This window comes from Pseudovibrio ascidiaceicola, from assembly GCF_900114245.1.
In the GTDB taxonomy this organism is placed as follows: domain Bacteria; phylum Pseudomonadota; class Alphaproteobacteria; order Rhizobiales; family Stappiaceae; genus Pseudovibrio; species Pseudovibrio ascidiaceicola.
The window spans coordinates 161,583-175,314 of record NZ_FOSK01000005.1 but is presented as its reverse complement, the minus strand read 5'-3'; the positions used below and the strand labels follow the sequence as shown (position 1 = coordinate 175,314).

Annotated in this window: 12 protein-coding genes; 4 read left to right on the top strand and 8 right to left on the bottom strand. The window is 52.2% G+C overall.

Annotated features, from left to right (window positions below; genetic code table 11):
- Window positions 1–6: 6 nt before the first annotated feature.
- The 3 genes from BM231_RS11255 to BM231_RS11245 all read right to left on the bottom strand — a co-directional run bounded on the left by BM231_RS11255 (window position 7) and on the right by BM231_RS11245 (window position 2,963).
- A complete protein-coding gene (locus BM231_RS11255) occupies window positions 7–1,278 on the bottom strand; it encodes a TRAP transporter large permease (RefSeq protein WP_093519399.1) in 1,272 nt (423 codons plus the stop codon).
- Window positions 1,279–1,287: 9 nt separating this feature from the next.
- Window positions 1,288–1,794, bottom strand: a complete 507-nt coding sequence (locus BM231_RS11250) for a TRAP transporter small permease (protein WP_093519721.1) — start codon at window positions 1,792–1,794, stop codon at window positions 1,288–1,290.
- 179 nt (window positions 1,795–1,973) lie between these two features.
- On the bottom strand, window positions 1,974–2,963 hold the full coding sequence (locus BM231_RS11245; protein WP_093519397.1) for a TRAP transporter substrate-binding protein: 990 nt from the start codon (window positions 2,961–2,963) through the stop codon (window positions 1,974–1,976).
- A 567-nt stretch (window positions 2,964–3,530) separates the two neighbouring features.
- Between BM231_RS11245 and BM231_RS11240 the strand changes: the two genes are divergently transcribed.
- Together BM231_RS11240 and BM231_RS11235 are read left to right on the top strand one after the other, a co-directional pair.
- Window positions 3,531–4,676 (top strand): NAD-dependent epimerase/dehydratase family protein, encoded by a 1,146-nt coding sequence (locus tag BM231_RS11240; protein ID WP_093519395.1) that lies wholly within the window; start codon window positions 3,531–3,533, stop codon window positions 4,674–4,676.
- Window positions 4,677–4,694: 18 nt separating this feature from the next.
- Window positions 4,695–5,756, top strand: a complete 1,062-nt coding sequence (locus tag BM231_RS11235) for a glycosyltransferase family 4 protein (RefSeq protein ID WP_093519393.1) — start codon at window positions 4,695–4,697, stop codon at window positions 5,754–5,756.
- On the opposite strand, the gene cyoD is transcribed toward BM231_RS11235, so the two are convergent.
- The 5 genes from cyoD to BM231_RS11210 form a co-directional block, all read right to left on the bottom strand.
- Window positions 5,725–6,024 carry a cytochrome o ubiquinol oxidase subunit IV gene (gene cyoD, locus BM231_RS11230; protein WP_063297122.1) on the bottom strand — a complete coding sequence of 100 codons (300 nt, stop codon included), beginning with the start codon at window positions 6,022–6,024 and terminating at the stop codon, window positions 5,725–5,727. The two genes, BM231_RS11235 and cyoD, sit on opposite strands and share 32 nt — an antisense overlap.
- Window positions 6,025–6,033: 9 nt before the next feature.
- Window positions 6,034–6,642 (bottom strand): cytochrome o ubiquinol oxidase subunit III, encoded by a 609-nt coding sequence (gene cyoC, locus BM231_RS11225; RefSeq protein ID WP_063310626.1) that lies wholly within the window; start codon window positions 6,640–6,642, stop codon window positions 6,034–6,036.
- Window positions 6,639–8,636 (bottom strand): cytochrome o ubiquinol oxidase subunit I, encoded by a 1,998-nt coding sequence (cyoB, locus tag BM231_RS11220; protein WP_093519391.1) that lies wholly within the window; start codon window positions 8,634–8,636, stop codon window positions 6,639–6,641. Before cyoB ends, cyoC begins: the two co-directional genes overlap by 4 nt.
- Window positions 8,630–9,556: a ubiquinol oxidase subunit II gene (gene cyoA / locus BM231_RS11215; protein WP_208860283.1), complete on the bottom strand. Its 927-nt coding sequence runs from the start codon at window positions 9,554–9,556 to the stop codon at window positions 8,630–8,632. Before cyoA ends, cyoB begins: the two co-directional genes overlap by 7 nt.
- Before the next feature lie 169 nt (window positions 9,557–9,725).
- Window positions 9,726–10,154 (bottom strand): nuclear transport factor 2 family protein, encoded by a 429-nt coding sequence (locus BM231_RS11210; protein WP_208860282.1) that lies wholly within the window; start codon window positions 10,152–10,154, stop codon window positions 9,726–9,728.
- 354 nt (window positions 10,155–10,508) lie between these two features.
- On the opposite strand from BM231_RS11210, the gene BM231_RS11205 reads away from it, so the two are divergent.
- On the top strand, window positions 10,509–11,897 hold the full coding sequence (locus BM231_RS11205; RefSeq protein WP_093519387.1) for a cytochrome P450: 1,389 nt from the start codon (window positions 10,509–10,511) through the stop codon (window positions 11,895–11,897).
- 93 nt (window positions 11,898–11,990) lie between these two features.
- Window positions 11,991–13,712 carry an amidohydrolase gene (locus BM231_RS11200; protein ID WP_093519385.1) on the top strand — a complete coding sequence of 574 codons (1,722 nt, stop codon included), beginning with the start codon at window positions 11,991–11,993 and terminating at the stop codon, window positions 13,710–13,712.
- Window positions 13,713–13,732: the final 20 nt, after the last annotated feature.

The following is a 13,732-nucleotide window of genomic DNA, read 5'->3' as shown; positions in this document are numbered from 1 at the left end:
CATCTTCTATGTGTTGTAAGGGATATACAGGGCAAGCCCTTGCCAAAAGTAAAGCAGGGCAGCAGTTGCCAGCATCATCAATGCAAACGGCCACGCCCCTTTGGCAACCTCTGAAAGTTTCGCTCTGCCAACAGCCTGAATAATAAACAGGTTCATTCCCACTGGTGGTGTAATCAACGCAGTCTCAATGAGCACCACGAAAAAGATGCCAAACCAGATCGGATCAATGGCCATACCCGCCAGCGCAGGAAACAGGACTGGCACCATAATCAGCAGCATGCTGAGGGATTCCAAAAAGAAACCGACGATCAGAAGCACAAGACCAACGGCCAGAATAAACAGGCCGGGCTCGGAGATGTTAGTGGTGAGCAGTGTGGAAATATCCTGCGGCAAGCGATAAAGCGTGATGGCGTAAGAAAAGACCTTTGCCCCTGCAATGATGAGGAACACCATTGTGGTGGTCTTCATGGACTTGTAGGTGGCTTCCTTCATCTTCTCCCAGTTCATCCGCCCCATGGCAAATGTGATGAGAAGCGCCATAACAAAGCCAATGCCAGCACTCTCAGAAGGCGTGGCAATGCCCATGTAGATGGACCCGATGATTGATCCAGCCAATAGCATTGTTGGCAGCGCCATGAAGGTCGCGCGCCTGCGTTCCGCCCAGCTCGCTTTCTCAATGCGCTCATACTTGCTGTTAAAGCGCGAATAGAGCATGCCGTAGATGATGAACACGCTGGCGAGGAACAAGCCAGGACCAATGCCCGCCAGAAACAGTTTCGGGATCGAACTCTCAGTGACGATGCCATACAGGATCAATGGGATTGAAGGGGGAATGAGAATTCCCAATGTGCCACCAGCGGCCAACATACCCAGCACAAACGGGCGCTCGTAACCGCGAGAGGTCATCTCAGGGATCGCAACTGTCGCAATGGTGGCCGCGGTCGCCACAGAAGAGCCCGAAACGGCAGAAAACAAGCCGCAGGACAGGATGGTCGCCACGCCAAGTCCACCCGGCCAATGGCCAACCCAGCTTTGAACAGCCGCAAACAGATCCTTGCCCACACCACCTTTCAGCAGCACGTTTGACATGAGCAGAAACATGGGCACGGCCAGCAGTTCAAAACTGTCCATTGAGCCATAAAGGCGCTGGGGGACGGCATTCAGTGGTAGCGGGAAATACCAGAGCAAGAAGACACCCAGCGAACCTAGCGCAAACGCAACCGGCACACGGAGAATAAGAAGCAGCAGCAAGGCTGCGAGAATGAGAAACGCAGTCATGTTTAGCCCTTAGATCTCATGTTGCAAGGTGTCATCAGCTGGCACGCCATCGCGCCAGATTTTCACGGCCTCGGCAATGGATTGAAGACCCAACAAGGCAAAGCCAACCCATACGGAGGCATGGGTGAACCACTTCGGCAAAGCCAGATAAGTATCTGTGGTGTGGCCACGCAATGTGGATTTGAGCCAGAGACCGTAACCATACCAAACCGCAGTGATGCAAAAGAGCAGGATCACCAGAATAGAGAAGGTCTCAACCATCTTACGCAGCACCGTATCAGGACGTCGGAAGGCAACATCAATGACGATCATCTCGCGATGCTTCAGCGCAAAAGCACCTGCCAGATATGCCCCCCAGATCTGGCCGATACGCGAGACTTCATCCACCCACACAGTCGGGCTGTTGAAGACGTACCGGGAGACGACCTCGTAACAGATGAAGAAACCAATTGCGAAAAACACCCAGGCAGCCAACTTGCCGGTGAATTCGGAAATATGATCTATGAGCTTAATCACGGCTGAACACCAAATGGATTTGCCGGAGAGCAGACACGCACTGTTTTGAGTGATCATTATGTGCAGTCGGCTCCCTCAAAATAAAGGGGATCCTAAAACAGGATGGGCAGAAAAGGAGCCTAATGGCTCCCTTTCCAAATCAAGTTGAAGATCTGAGCAGGTGAACCTGCCCGCAGACCTTACATGCCTTTTGCAGCATCAATGGTTTGTTGACCAACAGGGCCTGCAGCTTCAACAAAACGGTCCTGAACAGAAGCTGTTGCTTTCACCCACTTCGCACGCTCTTCATCGCTGAGACGGATCACGTTGATCTTATCCTTGACGCTTTCAACCAAGGCGTCCTCACCGGAATACACCTGATCACGCAGTTGTTTTTCAACTGTGGCTGCCGCATCCAGAATGATCTTCTGGTTTTCAGCTGAAAGGCCCTCAAAGAACTCGTTGTTGATCACAGCAACAAACTCAATCGCGAAATCATAGGAGAGTGTCATGTTCTCCATCACTTCATAAAGCTTGCGGCTGGTAACGCCGGAGGTGCCGGTCATGCCCACATCAACAGCACCTTGCTGATAAGCGAGGAACTGTTTCGACCCGGACATCAGAGTTGGTGCACCGCCGAGAGCTTCGACAGTCCAGCCCAAAACCTTACCGTAGGTACGAACCTTCTCACCTTTGATGTCCTCAGGGGTTCTGATCGGATCACCGTTGTTGAGGTAAATGTTACGGCCATAAGCCTGCCACCACAAAACGCGGGCACCGGTTTCTTCCAGTACGGCTTTATCGAGAATCTCACGCATTGGCGAACCGTTGGCAGCAGCTGCTCTCAGGTGGTCTTCATCACGGAAGAAGAACGGCAGGTTGACGATTTCAACGGCAGGAACGGAGCCAGCAAAACGGCCAAGAAACGCTGAGCCAGCTTCAATCGCGCCAGAACCAACCGCTTCCGGAACTTCCTTGTCCTTAAACAGCTGCGCAGACGGGAACAGCTGAAGACTCAGCTCACCGCCCGATTTTTCTTCAATAATTTCCTTGAAGGCATTCCAGTTCTGACCAAGACTATGGCTTTCAGGCAGCTGTAAAGTAACGCGAATTGTATCTGCAGCCATCGCGGTGGCGCATGACAAGGATAGTGCAGCTGCACCCAGCATTGAAATTAGTTTTACTCTCATTGGTGTCCCTCTCCCAAAACAAATCTCTTGAAATATGTGGTATATTAGAGAGTGTTTTTTGAGGAAGTACAGGCCGTTATTGCTGAGAAAATGTAATTATATTGTCTGGATCTCTCAATTCCTGCTGGCAAGAAAGAAGTCTCTTGTCTGCGAAACCTCTCGGCGAACTCCCAGTGACCGTTACGTTCCTGTGACCTTTCACAGGGATCACATCTGACCAATTCCTCTGAAAATCACGTTTCGACTGCCGCAAAACATTTCGACAAATTCAAATGAAAGGAGCCCGAGTTATAAACATGACGTGCACGGCACAGCTCGCACGACAGCGTTGCTCCCTGCATATTCAGCGGTCTTTGCCCTTGATTTTATGGAGATGAAGCCAGCCTGCGCACGTGCTTATCTAGCGTGTGTTTAGACTGCGCATTGTGACCACCTGAAAGAGTGTGGGCTAATCATGCAGGATTTTCGTCATGGGCATAAGGCGAGGTCATCAGTCTGTACCAATCGGATGCTACCTCATTCAAACATGGGTGAGTCGGCGGGAAGGGCGATTTCGTGGGTAAAGTTATGGTACTGGGCGGCGACGGCTTTTGCGGCTGGCCTACGAGTCTGTTGTTCTCCAGTCTTGGTCATGACACTGTCATTGTCGATAATCTATCTCACCGCAAGATCGACGTTGAGCTTGAGGTTTCCTCGCTCACTCCCATTGAGCCAATCAGCGAACGTCTGGCAACCTGGCAAGAGCTGACGGGCAAAACCATCCGCTTCGCCAATATCACGCTTGGCACAGACTACGACCGCCTCCTGCATCTGCTCAAACACGAGAAGCCGGATGCGATCATCCACTTTGCAGAACAGCGCGCAGCGCCTTATTCCATGAAGTCTTCGTGGCACCGGCGCTATACGGTGTCCAACAATCTCAACGCGACCAATGATGTGCTCTCTGCAATTGTTGAGGCAGAGCTGGATACTCATCTCGTTCATCTTGGTACCATGGGAGTTTATGGATACAGCACGGTGGGCTGTGAAATCCCAGAGGGTTATTTGCGGGTTCATTTGGATGTGAACGGAGATATGCGCGAGCAGGAAATCCTTTATCCCACAAGCCCCGGTTCCATCTACCACATGACCAAATCGCAGGATCAGTTGTTTTTCCAGTTCTACGCCAAGAATTATGGACTGCGGATAACTGACCTGCATCAGGGCATTGTCTGGGGTACTCAGACCGAACAGACTTCACTGGATGAGCGGCTCATCAACCGCTTTGACTACGACGGGGACTACGGCACCGTACTCAACCGCTTCCTCATGCAAGGCGCGATTGGCTATCCGCTCACCGTGCATGGAACAGGCGGCCAAAAACGGGCCTTCATCCATATTCAGGATACCGTGCGCTGCGTTCAGCTGGCCGTTGAAAATCCACCTGAACGCGGGGAACGTGTGAAAATCCTCAATCAGATGACGGAGGTCCACAGGGTTAGGGATCTGGCAGAAATGGTCGCCAAGATGGCAAATGTCGAAATTGCTTATCTGGAAAATCCGCGGAAGGAAGCTGCGGAAAACGACTTAATGGTGGCCAATCATAAATTTCTGGAAATGGGGCTGGAGCCAATCACACTCAGTGATCGGTTGCTTGAGGAAGTGACCGATATTGCGAAGAAGTATTCTGATCGCTGCGACACAACCAAAATCCCTTGCCTTTCCCTCTGGTAGCTTTGCGGGGATAGGCCAATGAAGATTGTCATCGTCTCTGATGCGTGGCATCCGCAGATCAACGGGGTGGTTCGTGTTTTAGAGATCACACGCCGCGAGTTATCCGCGCTGGGGCATGAGGTTATTCTCATCACGCCAGACCAGTTTCACCAAATGCCACTGCCAACTTATCCGGATATCAAACTGGCCCTGTTCCCATATCGCAAACTCTCCAGAATGCTACGCGAACTTAAACCAGATGCGCTGCATGTGGTGACCGAAGGGCCTTTGGGTTGGGCCGCTCGCAAATACTGCCGCCGTACTGCGCATCACTTCACCAGCTCATGGCTCTCTAAGTTTCCGGAGTATGCCTCCATGCGCACGGGACTACCTAAGGCTTGGTTTTACAAGTGGTTGATTACCTTTCACAATCAAGCCACCCACACCATGGTCACAACGCAAACCATGTTGGAAATGGCCAATCGTATCGGAATTAAGCGGGCGGTGCGTTGGCGGCGGGGAGTTGAGCTGAAGAAATTCCGGCCCGTTCCTTCTGATCTGTTTGAAAGCCTTCCCAAACCAGTAATGCTTTATGTAGGACGGATTGCGCCCGAGAAGAATCTGGAGGCATTTCTGGATCTAAACGTGCCGGGAACAAAGGCTCTGGTAGGGGATGGGCCGGATCTGGCATCCCTCACAAAGCGTTATCCAGATGCTGTCTTCACTGGGGCAAAAACCGGAGATGACCTGATCAAGGCTTATTGCGGGGCGGATGTAATGGTGTTTCCATCTAAAACCGATACATTCGGCCTCGTCAATCTGGAGGCGATGGCCTGTGGTATCCCCGTTGCAGCCTATCCGGTGACTGGCCCAAAAGACATCATCGGAGAGGCTCCCGTTGGGGCCATGGATGAGGACCTCGCTGTGGCGATCAAACACGCTTTTTCAATGAAATCAGCGGATTGCATCGCCCATGCCAAGACCTTTTCCTGGGAGCGGGCAACGCAGGACTTTTTGAATAACCTCGTCAGTTTCTCCGCAAAACAACCTCAGAAAGCCAAGGATATCCTCACATCATCCGTTCATACAGATCAAACATGATCCAGAGCGTGCCACCGACCATCAGGAAGATAAGAACGCCTGCAAAACATATGGCCAGTACGTTTTCAATCGGTGTTCTGCTATCTATGCCGAGGAAGTAGTGCAGGTGCACACCGACCTGAACAAGCGCGCATAAAGCGATGATGCCGAAGGTTAGTTCAACCGGAAACGCCATGGTCCAGACGATGGCAAACGGAATGAGTGTGAGCGCCAACGCGAGGATAAACCCGGTGATCAGCCTCTTTGCACTGTGAGATTGCGGGTGCATCATACTCTCCTAAATAAGCCAACCGGGCATGTAGACGATTGAGAAAATGCCGATCCAGACGATGTCGAGGAAATGCCAGAACATACCGAGGCGGTGGAGGCGGGATTTGACAGGAGAGGTCAGCCCTTTGATGAGAATCTGGAAGATCATCACCATGATCCCGATCATCCCAAGGCTCACATGGGCGCCATGAGTTCCCACCAGCGTGAAGAACGCAGTGAGGAACCCGCTGGTTTGCGGTCCAGCACCGGATTCAATCATGCCAATAAATTCAATCACTTCCAGCGATATAAAACCTAAGCCAAGCACGATGGTGACAATCAACCAGAACACTGCCTGACTTTTATGCTCTCTGACGGAGGCGAGGGAGGCAAAGCCAAACGTTACGCTTGAAAACAACAGGAACATGGTTTCGGCAAAGACGTGCTTGATATCGAACACGTCAATCGGCAGAGGCCCGGTGGCGGTGTTTTGGAACATCACCACGTAAGTTGCAAACAAAAGCGAGAAGATGATCGCGTCTGTCATCAGGTAGAGCCAGAAACCCAAGTCCCTGATATCTAACGTCTCTTCTGTCGGTCCGGGAGAACCGGTGGTTTTGGGGCTGTATGTGCTCATGACCAGAAATCCCCCGGTGTTGGTTTGTGGGCTTCCAAAGCTTTGATGCGGGCCTTCTCATGGGCCTCAATCTCGGCAGCGGGGATAATTTCATAGGTGTGATCTTGCGAACTTCGAGTTATCAAACACGCGAGCACACCAAGGAAGCCAAGTGCCACCAACCACCAGATGTACCATGTCACTGCAAAGCCGACGAGGAACCCGAGACCACCGAGGAAGACACCGATGCCTGTGTTCCGCGGCAAGTGGATGTCCTCGTATTCTCTGGCAGGGGCATAAGCCACGCCGCGTTGTTTCATATCCCAGAACGCGTCAATGTCCTGAACATCCGGAACCTTGGCAAAGTTATACTCGGCAGGTGGTGAAGAGGTTTGCCACTCCAACGTCCGGGCATTGTATGGATCACCCGTGATGTCCTTGTTCTTCTCACGGTCGCGAATGCTCACATAAAGCTGCATTCCCTGACAGAAAATACCAATCAACACACTCAGTGCGCCAACCGCTGCGAGGATCAGGAACGGTTGCCACTCAGCCATTTCGTAGCGTTCCATTCGGCGAGACATCCCCATGAAACCAAGGGCATAGAGCGGCATGAAGGCGAGATAGAAACCGATAATCCAGAACCAGAAAGAACGAACACCCCACGCTCTGTCGAGCGTGAAGCCCGTTGCTTTGGGGAACCAGTACTGGAAGCCAGCAAAGTACCCAAAGACCGCGCCGGGGATCAGCACGTTGTGGAAGTGCGCCACAAGGAAAGTGGAGTTATGCATCAAAAAGTCTGCAGGTGGGATTGCCAGCAACACGCCAGAAACACCGCCAAGAACGAAGGTAATCAGAAAACCGATGGTGAATAACATGGCAGGATGGAAGATGATCCGGCCCTTGTACATAGTGAACACCCAGTCAAAAATCTTCACACCCGTTGGCACAGCGATAATCATGGTCGCAATACCAAAAACAGCGTTCACATTGGGACTGGAGCCCATGGTGAAGAAGTGATGCAGCCAAACGGTGAAGGATAGAATGGTAATTACCGCTGTTGCATAAACCAGTGACCGATACCCAAAAAGCCTTTTTTGAGAGAAGGTTGCAGTCACTTCGGAGAAAACTCCGAACGCGGGTAGTATGAGGATATAAACTTCCGGGTGTCCCCAGATCCAAATCAGATTGGCGTAATTCATCATGTTGCCGCCAGCATCATTGGTAAAGAAGTGAAACCCGAGAATTCGGTCTAATCCGAGCATCGCCGCAACAACTGTCAGTGCCGGAAAAGCGAAAGCCATGAGTAAACTGGTGCATAAAGTGGTCCAGGTGAACAAAGGCATCTGCATCAGGCGCATTTTGGGCGCGCGGCACTTTATGATCGTGACGACAAAATTAATCCCCGTCATGGTGCTGCCTACGCCACTGACCAGCAGCGCCCAGATCCAGTAATCGACACCCACGCCCGGGCTGTACTCAGCACCGGAATACGGCGGATAGCCGGTCCACCCAGCCGTTGAGAATTTGCCGATAACGAGGGACACCATCACCAGTGCAGCACCTGCTGCGGTAAGCCACAAACTGATGGAGTTCATAAACGGGAAGGCCACATCACGGGCACCAAGCTGCTGGGGCACCACGATGTTGATCAGGCCGGTCAGGAACGGCATAGCCATGAAGAAGATCATGATTGTGCCATGCGAACTAAACACCTGGTCGAAGTGCTCGGGCGCAAGGTAACCATCGTTATTCAACGCAATGGCTTGCTGTGAGCGCATCATCAGCGCGTCCACAAAGCCGCGCACCAGCATCACCAAGGCAAGGGCGATGTACATGATGCCGATGCGTTTATGATCAAGGCTCGTCAGCCATTCATCCCAGAAATACCGCCACTTACCGAAATAAGTGACCAGCAGAAAGACAGCCAGTCCGCCCAACACGGTTATGGATGCACCACCAAATGCGATGGCGCTGTAAAAGGGGAGGGAATCAAATCCTAATCTTCCTAACATGGCGTATCCCCCTCACAAGCTGGCTGGGTTGTCGCTGGCGGATGTCTGCGCAAGGTGGTCTCTGGCCGTCGGGCATACTTCTTCAAAATCTCCTCATAAAGACCGGGTTTGACCCATGAGAAGTACTCCACATCGTGCCCAATGGTCGGCTGCGCCAATTGATCGTAGGTGACCGTGGAAAGTGGTTTGGCTTGAGATTTTGCGTTGGCAACCCACTCATCAAACTCTTCCGGCGTCATGGCAACCGCATCAAAAAACTGCATGGAAAATCCGTCACCGCTATACTGCGTGTTGCGACCGCGGAAGCGTCCAATCTCATTGGCCTGCAGGTTCAGCTGACTGGTCATCCCCGCCATGGCATAGATTTGTCCCCCTAATGCAGGGATGAGGAAGGAGTTCATGACGGTGTCGGAGGTTAGTTGCAGGCTGATGGCCTTATCAACGGGGAAGGCAAGTTCATTGACCGAAGCAATGCCAAGGTCCGGATAGATGAAGAGCCATTTCCAGTCCTGCGCCACCACCTGCACATTGATGGTATTTTCCGGTGTGGCGATCTTTTTGTACGGATCCAGCTTGTAGGAGTAAGTCCAGACCAGATAGCCAAGCGTGATGATAATGGCTGCGGGAATGGACCAGACAATCACCTCGATAATGCTGGATTTGTGCCATTCCGGTTTGTATTCACCCGTCCCGCCTTTGGCCCGGTAGCGCCAAATAAACCAGAACACCATAAAGTACACGGGAATAACCACGATCAGCATAATGAAGAAGGCGGTGTAAAGCAGATCCCGTTCGAGTATGGCAATGGGGCCTTTGGGGTCGGCAACCGGGGAGGTCTGCAGGCCGCATCCAGCTAACACAAGCAGGAGGCCCAGCAGAGTTATTCCCGTTATGAAAGGTTTTGAAATGAAATGTTTCATCGTAATCCCGCGCAGGAGTGGGTGACCTAACGGGGATATTTCAAGGGGGTGGGGATTACAGAATATTTAAGGGAACGGCCCGACGGCCTGAGACCCATGAGATTTCAGGAACCAATTCTTTGAGGGGAGCACAGAGATGGTTATCAATTACTCCCCTGCCTCTTTCAATTTATCCGCCCGCCTTTGCAGGAGCTTTAAGGCCTTCCAGCATCTCTGCCATTTTTGCCTGCACCATTGTCACCGCTTTCAACGGGCGCAGCATGACTTTGAAATCGTCAATCAATCCCTCTTCATTCCAATGGATCATATCGACACCATTGATGTAGATGCCATCGACTTCTGTCTCAAATTCCAGCACAGCATTGTCACCGCAATCCAGAATACGCACGTATTTGAAGCTGTTGTTGACGCCCAACACCTGCGCTGCGCCATAAAGATACATGACGGTGATCTGCTGGCCGCGTTGTGGCGTGTGCACCACGGGGCTGTAAAACACGCAGTCCTTGGCGATCAAAGCAGACAACTTTGCCAGATCCTTGCCCCCTTCCAGTATATCCAACCAGTTTTGCAAATTCTCGGAATATGGTGCCGACATCATCTTATCCTCCCCAATACCTCTCTCTGTTCCCCTCAATCACATGCAGGAGAGCCAGAGTCTCCTCAGTCAAACTCATATTGACGTATTGGTCAACCTAGCCAGAAGGGACGGGAATAAGTGCAAGCTTGCTTGAGGATTTATGAAGAGAAACTCAGATTTTTGCGTGGTTTCCTTAGGGCAGCATTAGCGAGCTAAGTGATAGAAATATAACAGAAATTTTAGTTGCGTGGATTTTGAAAGGTTTATGCGTTTTTTGCGTTATCTGGCGTTTTTTTGTTTTTCACGTCTCAGAGCAGAAAATGAGCAAACACAGTTGTCACGCGATAGATATGTACCGCGGAGAAGCAGCAGCACATGCCTGACTCCATCCTCTATCGGCCACCGGCGCCTACGCCTTGCAAACCACTTCGTGGTCTGCGTCTGTTTCGTGTGTTCTGGGCGCGCAACGTTTTAACGTTGATCCCCGGAGAATTCTTCGACAGCCCGATGGAGAGGATTTATTTTACCAGGCGCCCCTGTTTCCTTGTGAATGCGCCTGATTTGGTCAACGAGGTTCTGGTTGAGAAACGACTGTCCTTTCCCAAATCCGATGTGATGGTGGATACGCTGAAGCCGGTGATTGGTGAGAGCACCATTCTTGTCAGTGGTCCCAAGTGGGAGGAGCAGCGGGAAATGATTGCCCCCGTGTTTTCCCATGTCAGCATTCGTGGTGCCTACAAGCATGTTCAGAGTGCTTGCACGCAGTTCCTGTCTTTTCTGGACCAGATGGCGCAGCTCGGGAAGACCATCAGCTTGCGCGATGAAATGAACCGATTGACCGCCGATATCATCTTCCGCACCATCTTTTCGCATCCGGTTGACAATGATCGGGCACGCTTGGTGTTTTCGTTGTCTTCACGTTACCAATCCATCACGACCACATGGGCGCGCAAGATGATTTTGCGCGGAACGCCAGACGCGCCCAAAACTCCTATGCCAAAAGAAGCAGAGCTTCTCCGCAATGAGTTGCGCCTCTTGCTGTGTGATCTGGTGGAGGAACATACCGCCAATCGATTTGGCCAGCACGATGATATGTGCCAGAGACTGCTAGATGCACGGCATCCACAAACGGGCGAGCCTTTGAGCAAGAAACAGCTGGTAGATCACATCGCAACTTTCTTCCTTGCTGGACATGAGACCACATCGGCAATCCTCAACTGGGCGTTTTTTATCCTCTCTCAGCGACCTGATTACTCTGAGCGCATTAGAAGAGAGACCGACAACGTTACCAATGGCGAGAACATCGAATACCGGCATATCTCCAAACTGAAATTCACACGGGATATCTTCCGCGAGACCATGCGATTGTATCCACCGATCGCTTTCATGACCCGCATGGCAGAAGAGGACAGCACCATAGGCGGTCATAAGATTCCGCGTGGGGCTCTTATGATTATATCGCCATGGATCGTGCATCGGCACAGATCTTACTGGAACAATCCTGACCACTTTGACCCGGACCGGTTTGAACGTGCTGACGACCCCATGACCAGCGCTTTCATACCATTTGGTGTTGGCCCCCGCGTGTGTGCAGGCGCCAGTTTTGCAACGGTGCAAGCAATCGTCTTGCTGGCCCGTCTGACACGCTTTTACAGCTTCAAAGTTATGAAGCCCGACGAGGTCTTCCCCGAGTCCGGCGTCGCCTTGCGGGCAGGTTCAGAAATCAGATGCAAACTCATCAAACGCCATCATATGGCACAATAGCAGGTCAAAACCTGCGAATAGCCCTAAACTATCGGGTGGCATCACCGCCAATTATATGCATCATTCCGTTAGGGTAAGAACTGGGAGGTTGGTATGCGCTGGATTGCTGGGTTGGTAATTATTATCGTCGGAGCTGTTGCAGGCTATTACTGGTACTCTCTGCCACCGACCTATCCCGGCAAATACATCGTCACCGCAGATCGTGTTTTGACCATGGACCCAAAGTACCCTCAGGTGCAGGCCGTGCTGGTTGAAGATAACGAGATCATGGCCGTTGGCGATGTGCGGACGCTGGAAGACCTTGCGGACGTGGAGATCATACGTCTCCAAGGTACGTTGATCCCCGGTTTGATTGAACCGCATACCCACCCGATTGCAGCCGCCCTGCTTGGCTCAGCCACAGACATCAGCGCTTTTAAATATGATAACCGCGTGCAAATCATGCAGGCCTTACAGGAATCTGCAGACAGTTTCAGCGTAACCCCGTGGGTGCTGGCCTACGGTTGGGATCCGATTGCCATCAAAGACCTTACGCCGCCAACACTGGCGGAGCTGGATGCTATTTCTCCTGACAAGCCCATGCTTGTTCTGACCCAGATGATGCACGAGGCCTATGCCAATACCGCCGCGCTGAAAGAAGCCGGTGTTGACCCGCGCCGCGGCCCAATGCTGAGAGAGCTGGAAGAAATCAACCGTGTTGTCTCTGCCATTCCCGCCCCTTCGGATGAGGCGGTCGAGTTGCTGGTGCGCAAGACCTACACTGACTATGCCAAGGCCGGTTACACCACCATTGGCGTAACGGGGGCTGTAGGCCGCCATCCCAACCCTGTCGGTTTGTTGCAGCGTGTTGGTCTGGAAGACAATCCACCAGTGCGAACCTACGTTTATCTGACAGAGGATCAGCTTCCCAAATGGCGTTTTGGTGGGGATGACCGGTTCACCATCTTAGGTGCAAAGTTTTGGCTGGATGGGTCTCCGTTTACAGGCGGGGCCGCAACCCACGAACCCTATGAAGATTCTGAGTTGGTGCTGGAACGTCTAGGCCTGTCTACGGGTCACCGGGGTGACCTCAGCATGAGTGATGCTGACCTGTTGGAGAAACTCCGTGAGGTACACAAACGTAGCGGTCAAGTGGCATTGCATGCGCAGGGAGAGCACGCCATTGATCAGGCATTGATGGCGATTGCGGCCATTCAGGCCGAAGACCCGCGCGATGACATAGAGCACCGGCTGGAGCATAATGCGCTTATAACCAACGAGCAGATCCAAAGAGCAGCAGATCTGGGCGTGTCTCTTGGTTTCTTTGTCGATCACATCAGCCATTACGGCGATCAGCTGGAAAGCCTGTTCGGCAAAGAGCGGTTGGATCGCTATATGCCTGTGCGCGATGCAAAGGATGCAGGTGCAGTCATAACCTTCCACGGGGATCACCCTGCAACACCCATGAACCCGATGGGAACTGTTGAGACTGCCATGTCCCGCACATCCACCAGTGGCAATACGGTGGTTGGCGTGGATCAGGCTGTTACGCTTGAAGAAGCGCTGCAGGCCATGACAGTCAACGCCGCACGCCAGCTGGGGCAGGAAGATACGCTCGGAATGATTGCTGTTGGCATGAAGGCCGACTTTACTCTGCTCAATGGCAACCCTCAGGTTATGATGCCGCAGGGCTTGCGCCTGATCCGCCCAGCCATGACGATCCGCAACGGCCAACCCGTGGATACCCGCTTTGTCAGCTGGTTTGACCCGGAACTGGCCATCAAGGCCATCTGGAAAATGATGATGGGGGATGAAACCAAGCCAACCAGCACATAGGAAGCTCGCCGTTTAGTTAT